The organism is Segatella cerevisiae, assembly GCF_024054555.1.
Classification (GTDB): Bacteria; Bacteroidota; Bacteroidia; order Bacteroidales; family Bacteroidaceae; genus Prevotella; species Prevotella cerevisiae.
The window spans coordinates 35,843-56,476 of record NZ_JAMXLY010000014.1 but is presented as its reverse complement, the minus strand read 5'-3'; the positions used below and the strand labels follow the sequence as shown (position 1 = coordinate 56,476).

Here is a 20,634-nt window from a genome sequence, read left to right as displayed (position 1 = left end):
TCTGTGGATTAAGGAATAAGTCAATTGCAACCTGCGCTTTACTTTGAAATCCTCTCTATGTTTTGGGTAGACGGTCAGGCAGATTGGTACTTGTTGTCGTAGTAAATGTGAATCAGTTGTCAAGTAGCTCTATATAAAACGGAACCTCATTCCGCACAATATCAAAACAGGCAGATAAAAATCACTTTTACAGCATATAAAAACGGGGCTACGTCTCCCGACACAGCCCCGCCGCAAACTTTAACAACCCATAGAAATAGATGGGCCATTATCTGAGTATTATCTAATAAAGAGTAACTCTCTGTATTTAGGCAAAGTCCAAAGTTCATCACTTACGAGAAGTTCCAGATGATCAATCTGATATCTGATTTCTTCCATCTTAGGAGCGACTGTATCGTGATAAGCAACGGCCTTTGTACGAGGATCTTCGATCTTATTGGCTACCTTACGGGCATTGATCAGTTCTTCAACACCTGTCTCAATCTTCTGATTCCGTTCTGCAATCTCCTTGATGAGTTTGACGTTCCTGGAAGTCAGTTCCTTGCCTTCTTCACGACCGAAGATTTCAATCATACTTTGTACATTTCTGGCTAACTGGCTCTGGTAATGAGTCGTAACGGGGAGAATATGATTCATCGCAAGATCACCCATGACACGGGCTTCAATCTGGATCTTCTTCGTATAAGTCTCCCACTTAACTTCATTGCGGGCAGTCAGTTCGTTCTGGCTCAACACTTTCTGACCTTCGAACATATGGATACTGTCAGCATCCAAATAGCGGTCAAAGCATACCGGGCAAGATGACTCAGAGTCCAAACCGCGCTTTTTAGCCTCGGCGATCCATTCGTCACTATAACCGTTACCTTCAAAGTGAATTGGCGTAGATGTCTTGATGTCCTCACGGATGACGTCGATGAGGGCAGATGTCTTTTCTTCACCTTTGCTGATGAGTGCGTCTACACGACTCTTGAAATTCGTCAATGCTTCAGCAACGGCTGTATTGAGCACGATCATAGCTGAGGCACAGTTAGCTTCTGAACCCACAGCTCTGAATTCAAAGCGGTTACCGGTAAAGGCGAAAGGAGATGTACGGTTACGGTCAGTGTTATCCTTTAAGATCTCAGGGATCTCAGGGATATCCAATATGACGCCCTCTTTGCCTTCTAACTTGAATAGATCTTTCTTGTCAGATTTCTCAATGTGATTCAGAAGATCACTCAACTGTTTGCCGACGAATGCGGAAATAATTGCTGGAGGTGCTTCGTTGGCGCCCAGACGATGCGCGTTGGTGGCACTCATGATAGAGGCCTTCAGCAGACCATTGTGCTTGTAAACACCCATCAAGGTTTCTACGATGAAGACAACGAAACGGAGATTCTCCATAGGTGTCTTTCCCGGTTTATAAAGTAAGATGCCAGTGTCTGTACTCAGACTCCAGTTGTTGTGCTTACCGCTTCCGTTGATGCCGTCAAAAGGTTTTTCATGAAGGAGAACCTGAAAACCGTGTTTGCGGGCAACCTTCTTCATGAGTGACATCAGCAGCATATTGTGGTCTACAGCCAGATTGCACTCTTCGAAGATAGGTGCCAATTCAAACTGGTTTGGAGCTACTTCATTATGGCGGGTCTTACAAGGGATGCCAAGTTCCAGGGCTTGTATCTCCAGATCTTTCATGAAAGACTGCACTCTCTCGGGGATACTTCCGAAATAGTGGTCATCCATCTGTTGGTTCTTGGCCGAGTTATGCCCCATGAGCGTTCTGCCTGTCATAATCAGGTCAGGACGAGCAGCAAAAAGGTCAGAGTCGACCAGAAAATATTCTTGTTCCCATCCCAAATTGGCATGGCATTGTTTGACGTCAGAACCGAAATACTGGCAGACATTCGTTGCTGCTACATTGACGGCATGCAACGCACGGAGCAAAGGAGCTTTATAGTCCAATGCCTCACCGGTATAGGAAATGAAGATGGTCGGGATGCAGAGTGTGTCATCCATGATGAATACAGGAGACGTCGGATCCCATGCGGAATAACCACGGGCTTCGAATGTGTTGCGGATTCCGCCAGAAGGGAAACTGGATGCGTCGGGTTCTTGCTGGACCAGGAGTTTGCCAGAAAACTCTTCGATCATGCCACCCTTGCCATCGTGTTCGATAAAGGCATCATGCTTCTCGGCTGTACCTTCAGTCAAAGGCTGAAACCAGTGCGTGTAGTGAGTCACACCATTTTCGATAGCCCATTGTTTCATTCCAGTGGCAACAGCATCTGCAATAGAACGGTCGAGATGAGTCCCATTGTCGATGACATCAGTAAGTTTTGTGAATACGTCGGCTGGAAGATACTTATACATCTTAGCACGATTGAAGACATACTTGCCGAAATATTCTGAAGGTCTTTCGGCTGGAGCTTTCACTTCCAGAGGCTTTTTGCGTGATGCCTCTGCGACTGCGTCAAATCTTAAGTTCATCTTTCTAAGCATTTTGTGGTCCTTCCGTCCTTTTTACAGGTGGATGGGGTGTCCTGTTATTAATTGTTCTCTCTTATATAGAGTCTTTGTAATCTTTATGAATGTATTGTATATTTGCCGGATTTATGCCGATTGTATCAATACTTTAAGACTGAAAGGTAAAACCTGATATGATGTTATCCTTCTCATTTTCTTGTATAGTCTTGGCTCTCGCCGTGACCCGTAATGAAAAGTCAGGGAAAGGAGATGCATTTTGCTGTTCTCCGACAGATAACAGTTTCTGTAAAGTCGTCTTGTTCTGAATGATAACAGATTGGGAGTAGGCCTATCACTAGGCTTTTTACGTTCGCCTGTGGCGAAATTGCCTGTCTCCAACTGAGGGTCATCGAACTATTGTTAATCTCTCCAGTCCCTTTTTATAGTCATTGTTATTTATTGCATTTCCCAAGTTTCATGCAGTCTGATATTCTCTGCATGGCTTCTTCTACATCTTCGCGTTCTCCGAAGGACGTCAGACGAATGTATCCTTCCCCGCTAGGACCAAAACCTACACCCGGTGTACATACGACAGAGGCACCGAAAAGGAGTTGGTCAAAGAATTTCCATCCCGGGGTGTTGTCTGGTGTCTTGACCCAGAGGTAAGGAGCATTAACTCCACCATAGACAGTAAATCCCAATTGGGTCAGAGCTTCGCGCATGATGCGTGCATTCTCCAGATAATAGTCGATCGTCTCACGGGTCTGCCTTTTCCCTTCCTTTGTATAGATAGCTTCGGCAGCACGCTGACTGATATAACTTGTTCCGTTGAATTTCGTACTTTGGCGGCGCATCCATATCTGGTTGAGAGCCACGCGTTGCTTGCCGTCTTCTGTAGTCGTTGTGACCTCTTTAGGAACGACTGTATAGCCACAGCGGACACCGGTAAAACCGGCGGTCTTGGAATAACTGTGGAATTCTACGGCACATTTCTTTGCCCCACGTATTTCGTAAATGGAGTGGGGAACATCCTCTTCCCTGATAAATGCTTCATAAGCTGCATCATAGAGAATCAGAGAGTCATTCTTCAGGGCGTAGTCCACCCACATCTTCAGTTCTTCTTTCTTCAGGACCGTGCCTGTAGGGTTATTCGGATAACACAAATACACCATGTCGACGCGGTGATCCGGAATCTGAGGGATAAAATTGTTCTCTTGTGTACAAGGCATGTAAGTGATGTCACTCCAACTGCCGTTTCTCAGTTCTCCGGCTCTGCCTGCCATGACATTTGAATCAATGTAGACAGGATAGATAGGGTCTGTAACCCCGATCGTATTGTCCCGTTGCAGGATATCCTGAAAGTTTCCAGTATCGCTTTTCGCACCGTCGTTAATGAATATCTCACTTGGATCTATATGAATACCACGGAGCGCAAAGTCATTCTTTGCTACTGCCTCTCGGAGAAAGTCATAACCTCTTTCCGGTCCGTAACCTCTAAAAGTCTCTTTATGAGCCATTTCTTCAACGGCTTTATGCATGGCTTCAATCACAGCTGGGCAGAGCGGACGGGTTACGTCTCCGATTCCCAAACTGATGACCCGCTGTTTCGGGTGTGATACCTTGTAGGCGTTGACTTTCTTTGCTATGTCCGCGAATAAATAATTTCCTGGTAATTTTAAAAAGTTTTCGTTTACTAATGCCATAATCGATTCCTCTTGTTGTTATAGTTTGCTGTATATTTCTATTTCTTTTCTTTGAAGTTATAAGGGGATATCTCCCTCAAAGACAAATTCTGCAGGTCCGGTCAGATAGATATGGTTGCTCTTCTTGTCCCATTCTATCTCCAAAGTCCCTCCATCCATGACAATCTTTTTCTTTTCAGTATTGCCGGAAGTAGAGATGGCTGCTACGGCTGTGGCACAAGCCCCTGTTCCGCAAGCTTGGGTGACGCCGCTGCCTCTTTCCCATACCCGTGTACGGTATTGATTCAGTCCCGTTTTCTGTGCAAATTCTATATTGCATCTTTGTGGGAATGCCTCATTCCTTTCAAGTTGGCTGCCGTATTTGACAATATCTAGTTTGGAAAGATCATCGACGAACAACACATAATGCGGATTGCCCATTGAGACAAATACACCTTTCACACCCTTCAACGCACCTTCCAACTCAGGGTGATGACCTGTGAATTGTTCAGGTACCTCTGTTTGGGGCTCACCCATATCTACGGTAACATATTCAACCTTCTCCGGTTTTTCCTTTGAGAGATGGAGTTGCAGGATTTTGATACCCGATTTTGTCAAGAGTCGGATGGAAGTCTTTGTCGTCATCCCCTTTTCAAAAAGGTATTTCCCGACACATCGGCTTCCGTTTCCGCACATCATCGCTTCAGAACCGTCTGCATTGAAGATCCTCATGGAAAAGTCAGCGCCTGTCTCTGCCTCAGGTTTACCGATCAGGATCAAGCCATCGCTGCCTATCCCTGTGTGGTAAGAACTCCACTTGATTGCCTCTGCAACGGGGTCTGGAATCTTATATAATAAGGTATTAATATAGATGTAATCATTGCCCGCACCTTGCATCTTGGTGAAATGAATGGTTTGTGACATTATGTTATCTTTTTTCTTGTTTTTGGTAAAAATCGTTTATATCTCACTGCAAATATATAACGTTTAGTTCGAATATGAAACATAATAAGCACAAAAATGATTAAAATTTTTACGATATTTCCATTTGGTAGATATTCTAGCATATTTGTTACAATCTGTAGTATAATATCCCGTATTATGTAACAGTATGAAATAGTATACAAAATAAAATATCAAAAAGAATACTTTATGCTCTACTTTATGACAAAAAGATATAACTTTGCAGAAATAATAATCGTTATGTTTCGAAATGGCTGTTTATTTGACCATGAATAAATAAGGTAATTGCAATAAAATTTGAAAAGAGAGGTACGATATGAAGAAGATTGAGGCAATCATCCGGAAGACAAGATTTGAGGATGTGAGAGAAGCTTTACTTGCTGCAGACATTGAGTGGTTTTCCTACTATGATGTCCGCGGTGAAGGGAAAATGAGACAGGCTCGTATTTTCCGGGGAGTTTGTTACAAGACAAGTTGTATTGAACGCACGTTGGTGAATGTAGTGGTTCGTGATAAGAATGTTGAAAAGACGATTGATGCCATTGAGAAAGCTGCTTATACTGGTGAGATCGGCGATGGTCGGATCTTTGTCATTCCTGTGGAAGACGCCATCAGGATCAGAACCCATGAGCGGGGGAATATTGCCCTTTATAATGCAGAACAAGAAAAGTAGTTGGTAATAGATTAAAAAGGATAAACAATATGAAACAGTTTAAAAAGAAAATAGAAGCTTTGACTGTATTGATGTTTACTATGCCAATGACGATTTTTGCTCAAGGTGCAACACCTGCGATTAATAGTGGCAATACGGCATGGCTGACAATGGCGACAGTATTGGTGATGTTTATGACCATTCCGGGACTGGCTTTGTTTTATGGTGGATTAGTTCGTCAGAAAAATGTCCTGAGTATCCTCATGCAATGCCTGATGTGTACGGCAGTCGTCAGTCTTTTATGGGTATTTTTCGGTTATAGTTTTGTCTTTGGCAAAAGTTTGAGCGGTACTCTGCCAGGATTCTTCATAGGAGGATTTGACAAATTGTTCTTACATGGTGTCACGACTTCTTCAGTCGTCACTCCGGCTAATGTCCCGGAGATAAGTTTTGTCCTGTTCCAGTGTATGTTCGCTGTTATCACGCCCGCCTTGATCATCGGCGCCTTTGCTGAGCGGATAAGGTTTTCCGGATTTTTGCTCTTTACGATCTTATGGTCGATCTTCGCCTATTACCCAATGGCACATTTTGTCTGGGGCGGTGGCTGGATGCAGCAACTGGGTGTCATCGATTTCGCAGGTGGCACAGTCGTTCATATCAATGCAGGTATTTCTGCCCTTATGATGGCTTTGTTATTAGGCAAACGCAGGGATTATCGCCCCGGCAAACCTATTCCGGGACATAGTGTCCCCTTCGTATTCATCGGCGCTGCCTGTCTTTGGCTGGGTTGGTTCGGATTCAATGCTGGCAGTGGTTTGACTGCTGACGGGTTGGATGCCAATGCTTTCCTGGTGACACATGTCGCCACTTGTGTTGCAGCACTGACATGGATGACCATTGACTGGATATTCAATCGCAAGCCGACGACAGTAGGTGTATGTACAGGTGCGGTCGCAGGACTTGTAGCCATTACTCCGGCTTCAGGATCAGTAGGACTACTGGGAGCTTGTGCCATCGGCCTCGCCACAGGCATCGTCTGCTTCTTTATGGTGGCAGTGGTCAAGACGAAATTTAAATACGATGATTCACTGGATGCTTTCGGCGTTCATGGTATCGGAGGTATTGTAGGATCTATACTTACCGGTGTCTTTGCTACCAAGGCAGTGACAGGAGGCGTTGACGGTGCACTCTATGGGAACTGGCATCAGTTAGGGGTGCAGTTGGCCGCCACATTGTTCTCAATCGTTTATAGTGCCGTGATTACATTTATCTTATTCAAGATCGTGGATAAACTTGTCGGAATCAGAGTTGCCCCACGTGAGGAAGAGGAGGGTGTCGATATTTATGAACATGGAGAATCTGCTTATAATTATTGATCTCCGGATGCCTTTGAGGAAAATAACTTATATGTTTTTGATGCCAAATTGATAGGCCGTTCCGTCGAGGATGGTGAGTCCTCGATGGAAGGCCCTTGTTACTCATTCCGATCGTAAGAAAATATATCGGTCCATTGAAAATTGAAAGACGTCAAGCATTTCTCTTGGAATCCGGAAATGATCCGGAGACCCTTTTTAATTTGAAAAAGTCAGCAAACTTTAATAACATAAATAGATTTATAATATATGTGTGGAATAGTATCCATCTTCAATATTAAGGAACAAACTCCAGAACTCCGTCAGAAAGCTCTGACTATGAGTCGTAAGATTCGTCATCGCGGACCGGACTGGAGTGGCATTTATTGTGGGAAGTCTGCTATTCTGACTCATGAACGACTCAGTATTGTCGATCCTGAATCAGGAAAGCAACCTTTGTTCTCACCTGATAAGAAGCAGATCCTTTCCGTCAATGGAGAGATCTACAACCATCAGGCTATCCGCAAAGAGTTCGCAGGCGTATATCAGTTTCAGACCGGCAGTGATTGTGAGGTTATCCTCGCTCTCTACCGTGAACTGAAAAAGTCGGGAATTACGGAGAAAGGCATAGAAAAACTGCTGGAGAAACTCAGTGGAATTTTTGCCTTTGCTTTATATGATGCCGAGGATGACAGTTTTCTGATCGCCCGTGATCCTATTGGCGTCATTCCACTTTACATCGGATATGACAAAGACGGGAAAGTGTATACTGCCAGTGAATTGAAAGCTTTGGAAGGGGAGTGTGACCATTATGAACCCTTTCTTCCTGGGCATTATTATTGGAGCAAGAACCCGGGCATGAAGCGCTATTATGTCAGAGACTGGTTCAGTTATGATGCCGTAAAGGACAATGACTCCAGTGTAAAGGCCATTCACGATTCTTTGGAGGGAGCCGTCAAGCATCAGTTGATGAGCGATGTCCCTTATGGGGTATTGCTCAGCGGCGGACTGGACTCCTCGATCATAGCAGCAGTAGCAGAGAAGTTTGTCGGTCATCGTGTAGAGGACAACGGCAATTCCGTAGCATGGTGGCCCCGTCTGCACTCTTTTGCCATTGGGCTGAAAGGTGCACCAGATCTGGCTAAGGCAAAACTTGTCGCCGACTATATCGGTACTGTGCACCATGAGATCAACTATACCATTCAGGAAGGGTTGGATGCCATCAGGGACGTCATCTACTTTATCGAAAGTTATGATGTGACGACCGTCCGTGCCTCTACCCCGATGTATCTGTTGGCACGCGTGATTAAGTCGATGGGCATCAAGATGGTTCTCTCCGGTGAGGGAGCTGACGAGATTTTCGGAGGCTACCTCTATTTCCATAAGGCACCGAGTCCACAGGCTTTTCATGAAGAAACAGTCCGCAAACTCGCCAAACTTTATCAGTATGACTGTTTGAGAGCCAACAAGAGTTTGGCAGCTTGGGGTGTAGAAGGCAGAGTACCTTTCCTGGATAAAGAGTTTTTGGATGTCGCCATGCGAACGAACCCCAAAGCCAAGATGTGTCCGGGGAAGACAATAGAAAAGAAAATCGTCCGTGAGGCTTTTGCGGACATGTTGCCCGAGGAAGTTGCGTGGAGACAGAAGGAACAGTTTTCTGACGGTGTAGGATATTCTTGGATAGATACTTTGAAGCAAGTTACGGCCTCTGCGGTCAGCGATGACCAGATGAAGCATGCTGCAGAGCGTTTCCCCATCAATCCGCCACGCAATAAAGAAGAATACTATTACAGAAGTATTTTTGCAGAGCATTTCCCATCAGACAGTGCCGCACGTTCTGTGCCTTCCGTTCCGAGTGTCGCTTGCTCTACAGCTGAAGCCTTAGCCTGGGATGCCCGTTTCAAGAAGGTCAATGAACCCAGTGGACGAGCTATTGCCGATATTCATGAAGATCAGCAAAAATGATGTGTATCGTTTCCTAGTTATAGATAAATATTCGACAATAACCTTTTGTAATAACATATATATCCCCGTATGGTTGAAGGCTTTGCGGGACCTAAGAAGATAATCAATCTATCTTTCAATATTCTAATAAGTAGCGCTCGCGCCGTCGGTAGACGTCGCGGCGTTTTTTTATTTCCTTTTTGCCTCGAATTGCTTTTCCAGAAACCGTATGCCAGTTTTTGTCTTGAATATCTTTTCCTTTATGCTTTCAGCGGCAGAGATACCGAGTTGGTCCTCCAGAATGTTCACTAGAAAATCCGCTTCCACGAGGATCTGGTAGTCGATGCCCGTGATATGATTATAGGTGTGGTGATGTCCGATCAGGAACATGACCCGGTTGATTTGTTCAGGCGTATAGCCTCCGATTTCGTTCAGGAGTTTTTGAGCTTCTGCAGGACCTTCTTTCTCTTGGAACTTGCCATTGCTGCTGCCGTATTTCTTCTCTGCCATGTGGATGCCGATGTCATGGACGATAGCGGCAGTCTCGAGGACAAACTGGGTCTCTGCATCGATTCCCTCTAGTGTCCCGATAGCTGCAGCAAAGTTGTGGACTTTCATGAAATGTTGGATGCGAACAGGATCTCCTTGATCGTAGTCGATCATTGCCGCAATGAGTTGAGCATGTTGTAAATTCATTGGTGATAGGGTTAAATTTTTCAATTGGTAACGCCTTCTGAAGGCTTATAGACTCATTGCAAAATTATAAAATCTTTTCTTTATACCCTAGGGTTACTGATAATTTATCTTTCTTTTTCGTTAATTAATAAAACATTGACAGATAGAGTTCGTCTCAATCATTTGTCGGATGTTCCCTCTTGTCTTGACCGGTATGGGACAGAACGGGTCAGTTTTCCATGAATCTCTTGGCAGCCCTGAGTTGGTGTCGCATCACACTCAGGAATTCCTGACTCTCCTGCAGGATGTTGAGATAGAGCAGATTGATCTGCATCTGACTGGTATCACCCTCCTGTATCCGTTTGAGGTGTTTCTTGCGGAGGATGGCAAGTTCATCCTTACATTCGTCAGCTTCAGCCAGTATCTCCCGGTAATTATGATAATGCCCTTCAGAAATCTCGGCCTCCGTATTTTTCATCAAGTCATTGATATGCTGCAGCATCGGCAGAAATTCCTGGACATAATTGGCCGGTAGCGGACTGAAACTGTTGTCCACATGCTCCTTGATCGGATCGAGCATCCGTCTCAGGCTATAGAGGAATTGCTGGTTAGCGTTGGCTCCCAAGTGGAGCCAGGTGTTCCGCTCAATGGCAATATCCTGCGGGCTCCTCTTCAGTCCAAGCATCTCCTGGCGTCTGTATTTCTTCAAATTGTTCTGTTCGCTCTTCAACTCTTTATCCGCATGCTGAAGACCTTTCATATCTTCATTTGCCAGTCCGTTCATGATCTGATTATACTCTTTCAGCGCAAAGCGGTTCTCGTGACTTTGGGTCCGGCTGACATGTTTCTTTAAGATATCCCAGACCAGCTCCGGATCCCTGACACGCATCATCAGTCTGAAAGAATCCTCATCCTGGTTCTGCGTTTTCTCCTTGCTGACAGGTTTGCGGTTGGAACGGATGATTTGGAAAACGATAAGAACCACGAAAAGGAGTTGTACAGGAAAGCCCCCGAAATACATCAGCAGACATACCAGACCCGTTATGATGAAGGCGGCGCCTGCGGTAATGAACCAGCCCCCGATGACACTCAGGACACCCGTCACACGGAAAACTGCCGTATCACGACTCCACGCCCGGTCTGCGAGAGAAGTGCCCATAGCAACCATAAAAGCAATATAGGTGGTCGAAAGCGGCAATTTGCAGTTGGTCCCGATCGTGATCAATACGGCGCTCAAGACCAGATTGACCGATGCCCTGACGAGATCAAAGGCAGCCTTGTCATCTGATAGGATGATATTGTCTTTGTCAAAGCGGGAACTGATCCAATTCTTCAGTGGGGTAGGAACAAACCGGTTGAGAGTATTCCCCGTGTTCTGCGTGAAGCGGACCAGGGCCCGGGCAGTTTTGGAACTGCCGAACATCTCATCCCCTTCATCCTGCCTGGATAAATCGACGGAAGTCTGGATGACCTTCTGTACTCTCTGCGACCTGCCCATAGCAATGAGCATGATGATGCCGGCGATGAGCAGATAGAGTGGCGGTGTCTTGACATTGGGCGTCAGGGTGTTCATCATAAAATCCGATGGAGTTATGTTGTGGGCATTGTTCATGAAGTCCTGATAGGAACTTAATCCTGCAAGGGGAACGCCGATAAAGTTGACGAGATCATTCCTCGTGAAAGCCAGTGCCAGCGCAAAAGTCCCAAAGAGCACGATCAACTTGAAAATATTGACGTGCAGCAGATGGAGAAGTTCTATGACGATTGTAGATACGACGAAGGTAACGGGAAGCAACCACAGCGTATGGGCTTCTATAAAATTACCAGATGATTCAGAACAATAGGGACTTGTTCTCAGACCTTTGAAGAAGATGAAATAGGCGAGGACGGTAAACGCGAGACCGCCGAAAACGGCGATGATATATTTGAGATGTTTCTTATAACTGAAAGTAAATAAAATTCGTGCCACCCACATGACGATTAGACCGAGAACGAAGGCAATCACCACAGAGACGAACAGCGCGATGATGATATTCAATGCTTTGCCGGAATTGAGCAGGGTATTATAAGACAGAGAACTGTCGGAGATTACCTTAATGGTCGACAGAGCAAAAGTCCCTCCGAGCAAGTCAAACACGATGGAAACTGTCGTAGAGGTAGGCAATCCCAATGAGTTGAAGGCATCCAAAGCTATGACATCTGTTACCATGACGGCAAGAAAGATGATCATCACATCCTTAAAAGAGAATTGAGCCGGCATCATGATCCCGTTCCTGGCGATATCTATCATTCCCGATGACAACATAGCCCCTACTATTACGCCACATGAGGCAACGATCATCATCGTCCTAAACTTCACTGCCCTGGCCCCGATAGACGGCTGCAGAAAGTTGACCGCATCATTGCTTACACCGACTGAAAGATCGAATAGAGCAAGGCATAATAGAAATATGATCATGCACAAATAAATGATACTCATCATTCCGTTATTTTAAGTGCAAAGATAAGTCACGGATGTTACGGGATGTTTAAATGTAAGTTACAATCTGATTACGGAAGATTTTTTAATGATTTTGTTGAAGCCTTTCTAAAGATGTAAAGGCGCGACATCGTGGGGATAGAGCAAACGGTTATTAGTGAAAGTTGTCCTTTTCCCAATACTTCTGACACCTCAGCGAAAAGGCGCCGAAAGCCTTTCTCGAAAAACGATTTTATCTTTCGAGAAAGAGAGCGCTGACTTTCTCGAAACAAGGGCCTGCCTTTCTCGAATGGTAGAACCTCCCTTTCTCGAAGGGTAGATTAGACCTTTCCGAACCCCCTGAATCGGTTGTAGATTTATACTTGAAGAAAAATTGGTGAGGGCGTTTCCTGAAAATAAAAAAGCCATTGGCACACCCTCATGGGGTTGTCAATGGCCTTTTCTCTATCTGATTGATGCAGCCTTTTTTGACAGCAACAATCCGTCTCTATTTGAGTTTTTATGCAAAAGTCATATTCTGCTTACTTCTTCTGCAGAAATGCGTCTACTTTCTCCGCTGCTTCACGGCCACTGGCCATAGCCCGTACGACCAATGACGCACCGCTGGCAGCATCACCTGCAACAAACACATTCTTTGCAAAATCAGGTTGCTGTGGCCGGAGGAATCCCATTGCCAGCAGGACCATTTGCGCCTTGATGATCTCAGGTTCGCCTGCAGGTTTCATTAGTGGGCGTCCTCCCTCAGGATTAGGCACCCATGTGATGGGTTGGACCTTAACACCCGTCAGTTTGCCGTTCTTGCCGAGGAATTCCAAAGTGTTGATGTTCCATCGCCGTGTACAGCCTTCTTCATGACTTGAAGTGACCTTCAATGTTCTCGGCCAATTCGGCCAAGGATTCTTGGGATCTTCAGGACCTACAGGCGGTTTGGGCATGATCTCTATTTGCGTCACGCTCTTGGCACCTTGCCTGTGAACGGTTCCGATACAATCCGATCCGGTATCGCCGCCGCCGATGACAAGCACGTCTTTTCCTTTTCCTGTAATGCGTTCTTCTTTGCTGAATTCCTGTCCGGCAAGGACACGGTTCTGCTGGGACAGCAATTGCAGTGCCAAATAGATGCCGTCCAGGTCTCTGCCCGGTACTTTCATGTCACGTGCGACCGGTGTTCCCGTTGCGATGACGTACGCATCATAATTCCCGGGGAGTTTAGTCGTGTCTATTTTCTGATTGTATTTGAATACGATCCCTTCCTTCTCAAGAATCTTGATCCTGCGGTCAATGATCTCCTTGTTCAGTTTGAAATTCGGAATGCCGAAGCGCAGCAGCCCGCCATTGTTTTCACGAGCTTCGAGTACGGTCACCTGATAACCGGCCTGATTCAATCGCGTTGCAGCGGATAAACCTGCAGGTCCTGCGCCTATGACACACACCTTCATCCCATTGCGTTCAGGGATATTGGGCTGGACGAAATTCTCTTCGAAAGCATGCTCTACGATGGCACACTCGTTTTCCCTGTTCGTGGTCGGCTCATGAAGCATGAGGTTCAATACACACGCCTTTTCGCATAGGCCCGGACAAATGCGTCCTGTAAACTCAGGAAAGTCATTGGTGGAGGTCAGGATCTTATAAGCCAACTGCCAGTCACCTTTATAGACAGCGTCATTCCATTCCGGAATCTTATTGTCCAAAGGGCAGGACCAATTGCAAAAAGGGACACCACAGTCCATGCATCGGGATGCCTGTAACTGGCGGTCATTGCTGTTCAAAGTCTGTTCCACTTCCCCGAAATCATGTATTCGGTCGTGAACTGGTCTGTAACCGGCTTCTTTTCTCGGTATAGTTAAAAATACTTTTGGATTTCCCATTTTCTTTTCCTTTCATTCCCTGCCTGCCAGTTTGCCTTGAAGGTTCCTGACAGGCGTGGGGCGAATTTAATAATCACGTTGCATATCTGCAATCTTCTGTTGCAGTTTTCTGACTTGTTCTTCCTGCAGTACCCTCTTGTATTCGATAGGTACTACCTGGATGAATTCTTCCACATAGTGGTTCCAGTCATCCACCATCATACGGGCAAGTTTGGAACCCGTATAGAGATAATGCTGTCGGATGAGTTCATGCAGTTCTTTTCTGTAACTGGTCTCCTCTACGAGATTGATTTCGACCATATCCATATTGCAGAAGTAGTCGAAATTGTGCTTCTTGTCCCATACGTATGCGACACCGCCACTCATACCTGCTGCAAAGTTGCGGCCGGTGGTCCCCAGTACGACGACTCTTCCTCCTGTCATATACTCGCAGCAGTGGTCACCTGCGCCTTCTATGACAGCAATGGCACCGGAATTGCGTACGGCGAAGCGTTCGCCCACCTGACCATTGATATAGAGTTCTCCGCTTGTGGCTCCGTAGAGTCCTGTGTTACCTGCGATGACATTGTCCTCAGCATTGTAGTTGGAGCGGATAGGAGGAGCGATGGATATTCTTCCGCCACTCAAGCCTTTGCCGAAGTAATCGTTGGTCTCACCTTCCAGTTTGAAGTCAACGCCTTTGACCAGAAAGGCGCCGAAACTCTGTCCTGCAGACCCTTTGAATTTGACATTGATGGTATCTTCAGGGAGTCCTTCTGCTCCGTATTTCTTCGTGATGACGCCACTGAGCATGGTGCCAACGGCACGGTCTGTATTGCGGATCGTGAAGTCCAGATTGACTTCTTCCTGATGATCGATAGCCTTTTGAGAGCCGTTGATCAACTGGTGATCGAGGATATTGCTCAAGTCGTTATCCTGTTTCTTCGTGCAGTATAGACTGGAGTCTCCCTTTTCCTTAAAGAGCATTCTACTGAAGTCGAGTGTCTCATATTTAGGATTAGTCACCTTCTTTTGTGACAAGAACTCGGTATGTCCGACAATTTCATTTAATGTCTTGTATCCCATTTCAGCCAGATACTCCCGCACCTGTTGGGCCAGGAACGTGAAATAGTTGATGACGTAATGGTAGTCGCCGCGGAAATGCGCACGCAGTTTGGGATCCTGGGTAGCGACACCCATCGGGCATGTGTTCTTGTTGCATTTCCTCATCATGACACAGCCCAGAGTGATCAGGGGTGCCGTTCCGAAACTGAATTCCTCTGCACCCAGCAAAGCCATGACGATGATGTCCCGTCCGGTCTTCAACTGACCGTCGACTTGCAGGCGCACCAAAGAGCGGAGACCGTTCTTGACCAATGTCTGTTGGGTCTCAGACAGTCCTATCTCGGGAGAGATGCCTGCCCAGCGTCTGCTGGACGCAGGTGTGGCACCCGTACCACCTTCGGCACCGGAGATCGCCACAAGGTCAGCCTTGGCCTTTACAACTCCTGCGGCGATTGTGCCTACACCGCTTTCTGCTGCGAGTTTGACACTGATGATAGCATTTGGATTGACATTCTTCAGGTCGAAGATCAACTGTTTCAGGTCTTCAATCGAATAGATGTCGTGGTGTGGGGGAGGAGAGATCAGGGAAATGCCGGGAATGGAGTGGCGCGTCCGGGCGATCACTTCATCCACCTTAAAACCGGGCAATTGTCCGCCTTCTCCAGGTTTTGCACCCTGTGCTATCTTGATTTGGATTTCTTCTGCATTGATCAGATATTCTGTTGTCACACCGAAACGACCACTGGCAACCTGCTTGGTCTTGTTCGACAAACTGATACCGTCTATCGTATTGTGGAAGCGGTAACTGTCTTCTCCGCCTTCACCCGTATTGCTCCGCGTTCCCAAGGAGTTCATTGCCAATGTCAGCGATTCGTGGGCTTCCTTGGAAAGTGCTCCGAAACTCATAGCTGCGGTGACGAAATGCTTGACGATCTGCTCTACAGGCTCTACTTCATCGATTGGAATAGGTTTGCGGTTGCTCTTGACTTCCAGAAAGTCGCGCAGGAATATTGGCTTAGGTTTCTGATCGACTAGATTCTCGAATTTCTTGAACAACTGATAGTCTCCTGTACGCGTCGCAAGTTGTAACGTTGCAATCGTTTCCGGATTCCAGGCATGCAGGATACCGTCTTTGCGATAATGCTGCTCTCCGAGATTCGGAAGGAAATCGTATTTCTCTTTCTTGTCGAAAGCTTTGTCGTGCATGGCGATGGCGTCTTTGGCGATTTGCTTGAGGCCGATGCCGCCGATCGTACTGATGTCTGTCCCGAAATAGGCCTTGAGCAGGTTCTCGGACAGCCCGATGGCTTCGAAGATCTGTGCACCGCGGTAACTCCTGATAGTGGAGATGCCCATTTTTGCCATGATCTTCAACAGGCCCTTCTTGACAGCCTCGATATAGTTGCTTTCAGCTGTAGCATAGTTTTCCTGGATCTTCCCCCGTTTGACGAGGTCGTAGAGGATAGCATAAGTCAAGTAAGGACATAGAGCCGATGCTCCATAACCCAGTAGTAAGGCGGCATGAGTAACCTCTCGGATCTCAGCACTCTCCACAATCAAAGCCGTCTGCACACGTTTGCCCACCTCTATCAGATAGTGGTGTACAGCACTGGTGGCGAGCAGCGATGGGATGGCAACATGTTCCTCATCGACATTGCGGTCGCTGAGGATGATATAATTGTATCCGTCGTCAACGCTCTTTTCTGCTTTCTGACACAAGTCTTCCAAGGCTTCATGGAGACCTTCTTCACCCTTGGAGCGCTCGAAGAGAATCGGGAGTTTGATGGTCTTGAATCCTTTGTATCTGATATTGCACAGAAGGTCGAGTTGTCCGTTCGTCAAAATAGGATAAGGCAATCTGACCATCTTGCAGTTGGAAGCGTCCGGATTCAATATGCCCCTTCCGACCCTGCCGATATATTCCGTCAGACTCATGACGAGTTTTTCGCGGATAGGATCGATTGCCGGGTTGGTCACTTGGGCGAATTGCTGCCTGAAATAGTTGAAGAAAGTCTGAGGTTTGTCAGACAAGACTGCCAGAGGGGTATCATTTCCCATTGAACTGGTAGGTTCCTTGGCTTGTGTAGCCATCGGGATGATGGTATCGTTGACATCCTCGGCACCAAAGCCGAATTCAACTTCTTTTCTGATCAGGTTGTCGATATTGTTAGGAACCTTACGCCCGCTGTGTATGTTTTCTAATTGTATCCGGTTCTCTTTCAGCCATTCCCGATAGGGGTGTTCAGCGGCTAATTGTTCCTTGATTTCATCATCATAGTAGATCTTGCCCTCTTTCGTATCTACCAAAAGTATCTTACCCGGTTTCAGGCGGCCTTTCTTGACGACCTCACTCGCCTCGAAATCCATGACACCCACTTCAGAGGCGACAACCATCGTGTCATTCTTAGTGATGACATAGCGTGCAGGTCTGAGGCCGTTACGGTCCAGCATGCCTCCTGCATAACGGCCGTCACTGAACATCAGTGCTGCCGGGCCGTCCCACGGCTCCATCAGGATGGAGTAGTACTCATAGAAAGCCTTGAGTTCGTCAGAGATAGGGTTCTTGTCATTAAAACTCTCAGGTATGAGCACTGCCATTGCATGGGGCAATGACAATCCGCTCATGACGAAGAATTCCAATGCATTGTCCAAACTGGCGGAATCACTCATTCCGGGTTGCAGGATAGGGGATATGTTCTTGATATTTCCGAGTGCCTTGGAAGAAAGGACAGATTCACGGGCTTTCATCCAACTCCTGTTGCCTCGGATGGTGTTGATCTCACCATTGTGACAGAGAAAGCGGAAAGGTTGTGCCAGACTCCATGTCGGGAAGGTATTCGTGCTGAACCGACTGTGTACAAGTGCTAGACCACTGGTAAAGTAGTTGTTGGTCAGGTCAGGATAGTACTGGCGCAATTGGAGGCTGGAGAGCATCCCCTTGTAAACAATGGTCTTGCTCGATAAGGAACAGATATAAAAGTCTTTATCAGGTACGCGTTGCTCGATCTTTTTCCTGACCGTGTAGAGCATGCGTTCGAAAGAATCGAGTTTGTCATCTGTCACGCCTGTGATGAAAACCTGTTTGATGTCAGGTTCACTGGCAGATGCAGCCTCGCCAAGACAGTCTGAGTTGGTGGGGACATTTCTCAGATGCATCAGCGAGAGACCTTCACGTTCGATTTCCTCGATCATAATGGCGAGGATCTCTTGTTGGCGTTTTTCATCTTTGGGCAAAAAAACTAATCCTGTGCCATATTTGCCTTTTTCTGGAACAGGAATACCTTGAAGCAGAATGAACTCATGAGGGATCTGGAGCAGTATGCCGGCACCATCTCCGGTCTTTCCATCTGCTCCTTCAGCACCACGATGGCGAAGATTTTCCAAAACCTTCAGGGCATTGTCGACGAGTTCATGACTTTTGTTTCCATGGATATTTACTACCATGCCGACACCACAAGCATCATGCTCATTGGCGGCATCATACAATCCATCTCTCTTTACTTGTTGCATATAATTCGGGTTTTGCTGATTTCTCTATCAAATGGGATACAAAAGTACAAATAAACTTTCAGATTGCAATATGAAATTGATAAAATATGCGGGATTTCTTTGAATATTTCTCATTCTGCATCAGAAATTAATAAATATAAGCATTTTTGTCATAAAAATCCTTTAGGATTGCTTTAGAATCTCTTCTCTATTCTGAACTGTTTTTCGATGATGAAAATAGAGATGGAGTTGAATGGAATAAGGTCGACCTTCTGATGGGTGATATTGGATCTTATGTCAGAAATGAACGAGGATGGAGTTGAATGGAAGAAGGTCGACCTTTCTGATGGTGTCTCGGCTATCTGATACTCTTTAGGGTTTGAATATAAAAAGAGAAAGGATCCCCCGTGATAGAGGATCCTTTCTCTTTGTCAATTATGGTATTCCGTGAAGTATTTCCCGATGCTTGTCTCCGTGTTTGACAGATGTGCCGCTACATGACGCCCAGCCATCGCAGGACATCATTCAGATTCGCGACTACCAGTAGCAACAGTAGAATACCTATTCCGACCGCTTCTGCCCTGACGAGGAATTTCTCACTCGGTTTTCGATGTGTGATGATCTCATAGAGCAGGAATAAGACGTGCCCGCCATCCAATGCGGGGATAGGCAGAATGTTCATGAATGCCAGGATGATACTGAGGAAAGCGGTCATTTTCCAGAACATATACCAGTCCCAGGTAGGTGGAAACAGACTGCCGATGGCACCGAAACCGCCTAAACTCTTTACGCCGTCACTGGAGAATATGTATTTCATGTCTCCGACATAACCTTTCAGCACATCCCAACCGTACTTGACTCCTGCAGGGAAACTGGCGAGGAAGCCATAACTGGTGTGGGTCTTCTTATATTGGTTGATGGTGGGCGTAGCGAAGACGACGCCCAGTTTTGCATCTCCCGTAAGTGTCACCTTCGTCGTATCTACTTTCGCACTGCCGGCATGGCGGAACACGATGGGGATCGTCAGGATGTTGACACTGTCCTGATGGGTCATGCCCTTATTGACATCCTGTGACTTTGCTTTCAGTATGTCAGTGACGTCAAAAGTAGTTTCTACCTTCTTACCGTTGACAGCCAGGATGATGTCCCCTTTCCTCATACCGATCTTTGCTGCCGGGACACCCTTCGCTACGCTGTCGATCTTGGCAGGATAGTAGGGACGGACGAACTGTGGGGATGTCTTGAGCATTTCCAACATGTTCATGCCGCCGGGAAGTTTGATCGTCACCTTACGGCCTTTGCGCAGGACATCACAGGTCTTCGCCTTGCTGAGGTTTCTGTACAGGTCGGCATTGAAGTCCTTGAAGGTTCCCCGGTCTGTACCTAGAAGAATGTCGTGGTCCTGGAAACCGTAAGATTTGGCTTCCTGATTAAACTGGAAACCGTATGTCATGTCCTTTGCTGCGATATAGGTATCTCCCCAATGGAACATGATCATTGAGTAGATGAATAGTGCCAATATGAAATTGACGAATACGCCTGCCACCATGATGATGAGGCGCTGCCAGGCCGGTTTGCTCCGAAATTCCCAAGGTTGGGCAGGTTTATGTAACTGCTCCGTATCGAAACTCTCATCGACCATACCGGCTATTTCGGTGTATCCTCCCAGAGGAAGCCAGCCTATTCCATAAGTCGTCTCGCTGTTCTTCGGCTTAAACTCGAAAAGATGAAACCAAGGATCAAAGAAAAGATAGAATTTCAGTACTCTTACCCCAAAAATCTTGGCAGCTGTGAAGTGACCGAGTTCGTGAAGCAGTACCAGGAGAGAGATTGACAATATGAACTGGAGCAATCTGATCAAAAATACTTCCATTGTTGTTTAAGAATTTACTTGTTATTGTTCCTTTTAAAAGGATATCAGTTGATGTCCTCCCAAAATTTTCGTAATACTATTATATTGCTGAGAACGTCCCTCTTGGCTGTTGTAGACTGTGGAGACGGATTCTTCTTTTCTTCTGTCTTATAGGTGAAAGTGGTATGAATG

At 46.3% G+C, this 20,634-nt stretch carries 11 protein-coding genes; 3 read left to right on the top strand and 8 right to left on the bottom strand.

Annotation, left to right across the window (positions count from 1 at the left end; genetic code table 11):
* Window positions 1-279: 279 nt before the first annotated feature.
* From NG821_RS05395 to dapF, 3 genes are all read right to left on the bottom strand, one after another.
* Window positions 280-2,466, bottom strand: a complete 2,187-nt coding sequence (locus NG821_RS05395) for a glutamine synthetase III family protein (protein WP_252760635.1) — start codon at window positions 2,464-2,466, stop codon at window positions 280-282.
* 428 nt (window positions 2,467-2,894) lie between these two features.
* A complete protein-coding gene (locus NG821_RS05390) occupies window positions 2,895-4,145 on the bottom strand; it encodes an LL-diaminopimelate aminotransferase (RefSeq protein WP_252760634.1) in 1,251 nt (416 codons plus the stop codon).
* Window positions 4,146-4,202: 57 nt separating this feature from the next.
* Window positions 4,203-5,048 (bottom strand): diaminopimelate epimerase, encoded by an 846-nt coding sequence (gene dapF / locus NG821_RS05385; protein WP_252760633.1) that lies wholly within the window; start codon window positions 5,046-5,048, stop codon window positions 4,203-4,205.
* A gap of 355 nt (window positions 5,049-5,403) precedes the next feature.
* Between dapF and NG821_RS05380 the strand changes: the two genes are divergently transcribed.
* From NG821_RS05380 to asnB, 3 genes are all read left to right on the top strand, one after another.
* The gene (locus NG821_RS05380; RefSeq protein WP_252760632.1) at window positions 5,404-5,760 is read left to right on the top strand and encodes a P-II family nitrogen regulator; all 357 of its coding nucleotides are present in this window, start codon (window positions 5,404-5,406) and stop codon (window positions 5,758-5,760) included.
* 71 nt (window positions 5,761-5,831) lie between these two features.
* Window positions 5,832-7,115: an ammonium transporter gene (locus NG821_RS05375; protein WP_252760643.1), complete on the top strand. Its 1,284-nt coding sequence runs from the start codon at window positions 5,832-5,834 to the stop codon at window positions 7,113-7,115.
* A gap of 246 nt (window positions 7,116-7,361) precedes the next feature.
* Window positions 7,362-9,056, top strand: coding sequence for an asparagine synthase B (gene asnB / locus NG821_RS05370; protein WP_252760631.1), 1,695 nt, complete (start codon window positions 7,362-7,364; stop codon window positions 9,054-9,056).
* Window positions 9,057-9,224: 168 nt separating this feature from the next.
* Here the strand turns inward: asnB and NG821_RS05365 are convergent, their stop codons facing one another.
* The 5 genes from NG821_RS05365 to rseP all read right to left on the bottom strand — a co-directional run bounded on the left by NG821_RS05365 (window position 9,225) and on the right by rseP (window position 20,463).
* A complete protein-coding gene (locus NG821_RS05365) occupies window positions 9,225-9,731 on the bottom strand; it encodes an HD domain-containing protein (protein WP_252760630.1) in 507 nt (168 codons plus the stop codon).
* 208 nt (window positions 9,732-9,939) lie between these two features.
* Complete coding sequence (locus NG821_RS05360) at window positions 9,940-12,168, bottom strand: inorganic phosphate transporter (RefSeq protein WP_317233077.1); 2,229 nt, start codon at window positions 12,166-12,168, stop codon at window positions 9,940-9,942.
* 542 nt (window positions 12,169-12,710) lie between these two features.
* The gene (locus NG821_RS05355) at window positions 12,711-14,057 is read right to left on the bottom strand and encodes a glutamate synthase subunit beta (protein WP_252760629.1); all 1,347 of its coding nucleotides are present in this window, start codon (window positions 14,055-14,057) and stop codon (window positions 12,711-12,713) included.
* Window positions 14,058-14,123: 66 nt separating this feature from the next.
* The gene (gene gltB, locus NG821_RS05350) at window positions 14,124-18,611 is read right to left on the bottom strand and encodes a glutamate synthase large subunit (protein ID WP_252760628.1); all 4,488 of its coding nucleotides are present in this window, start codon (window positions 18,609-18,611) and stop codon (window positions 14,124-14,126) included.
* A 472-nt stretch (window positions 18,612-19,083) separates the two neighbouring features.
* Window positions 19,084-20,463: an RIP metalloprotease RseP gene (gene rseP / locus NG821_RS05345; protein ID WP_252760627.1), complete on the bottom strand. Its 1,380-nt coding sequence runs from the start codon at window positions 20,461-20,463 to the stop codon at window positions 19,084-19,086.
* Between the last annotated feature and the right edge of the window lie 171 nt (window positions 20,464-20,634).

Coding starts and splice junctions, on each gene's coding strand:
- NG821_RS05375 (WP_252760643.1), top strand. CDS start 5,832: ATGTTTACTATGCCAATGACGATTTTTGCTCAAGGTGCAACACCTGCG.
- NG821_RS05360 (WP_317233077.1), bottom strand. CDS start 12,168: ATGATCATATTTCTATTATGCCTTGCTCTATTCGATCTTTCAGTCGGT.
- dapF (WP_252760633.1), bottom strand. CDS start 5,048: ATGTCACAAACCATTCATTTCACCAAGATGCAAGGTGCGGGCAATGAT.
- rseP (WP_252760627.1), bottom strand. CDS start 20,463: ATGGAAGTATTTTTGATCAGATTGCTCCAGTTCATATTGTCAATCTCT.
- NG821_RS05395 (WP_252760635.1), bottom strand. CDS start 2,466: ATGAACTTAAGATTTGACGCAGTCGCAGAGGCATCACGCAAAAAGCCT.
- NG821_RS05390 (WP_252760634.1), bottom strand. CDS start 4,145: ATGGCATTAGTAAACGAAAACTTTTTAAAATTACCAGGAAATTATTTA.
- gltB (WP_252760628.1), bottom strand. CDS start 18,611: ATGCAACAAGTAAAGAGAGATGGATTGTATGATGCCGCCAATGAGCAT.
- NG821_RS05365 (WP_252760630.1), bottom strand. CDS start 9,731: ATGAATTTACAACATGCTCAACTCATTGCGGCAATGATCGACTACGAT.
- NG821_RS05380 (WP_252760632.1), top strand. CDS start 5,404: ATGAAGAAGATTGAGGCAATCATCCGGAAGACAAGATTTGAGGATGTG.
- NG821_RS05355 (WP_252760629.1), bottom strand. CDS start 14,057: ATGGGAAATCCAAAAGTATTTTTAACTATACCGAGAAAAGAAGCCGGT.
- asnB (WP_252760631.1), top strand. CDS start 7,362: ATGTGTGGAATAGTATCCATCTTCAATATTAAGGAACAAACTCCAGAA.